Origin of the sequence: Clostridium sp. AM43-3BH (assembly GCF_003479985.1) — a bacterium.
Taxonomy (GTDB): Bacteria; Bacillota; Clostridia; order Lachnospirales; family Lachnospiraceae; genus Otoolea; species Otoolea fessa.
This window is the reverse complement of record NZ_QUIH01000020.1, coordinates 1-534: the sequence shown is the minus strand read 5'-3', so window position 1 is coordinate 534 and position 534 is coordinate 1. Positions and strand designations below refer to the sequence as shown.

General features: G+C 44.8%; 1 protein-coding gene. It reads right to left on the bottom strand.

Annotation, left to right across the window (positions count from 1 at the left end; genetic code table 11):
* On the bottom strand, positions 1-534 hold a 534-nt coding region (locus tag DW931_RS15730), incomplete at both ends, for a PD-(D/E)XK nuclease domain-containing protein (RefSeq protein WP_182430035.1).

Here is a 534-nt window from a genome sequence, read left to right as displayed (position 1 = left end):
ATCATAATTTCCCTCAAATTCTTTTGCATACATGCGTTCATCGATCTGGCGCAGGGCTTTGTCGCAGTCATCGCTGAGTTTTTCAAATGTTTTCGAATATTTCGCCTCGAAAATCGCCATTCGTCCACCGTGCAGATCATATACAACCACATCGCTTCGTCCTTCGCCATGCTCACGGTTTGATTCTACCACATATCCGGCTCCGGCAAAAATTCCGGCTAAAAAGGCGTGATAAAAATCTTCTTTATAATCATGGTAGCTGATTGTCATACGCAGCAGGGCATTCATCTCCTGTGTGAGCAGGTCGGTGTTGCCGTGCCATACAGCATAAAATAATTGTTCCCGATTCCAGGTTTTGGCGCTGTCGTTAAACCATTTTAAAATGGTACTTTCGAAGATTTCCCGGATTTCAGCATTCGGAATCATCAGGGCAGTTAAACCATCTGGAAGGTTATCGATGCGAGCCTGCGTCAGATAGCCGGTAAGATACAGGATACTCCACAGATTATCTTCGGAGGAATGGAGGTAATCATA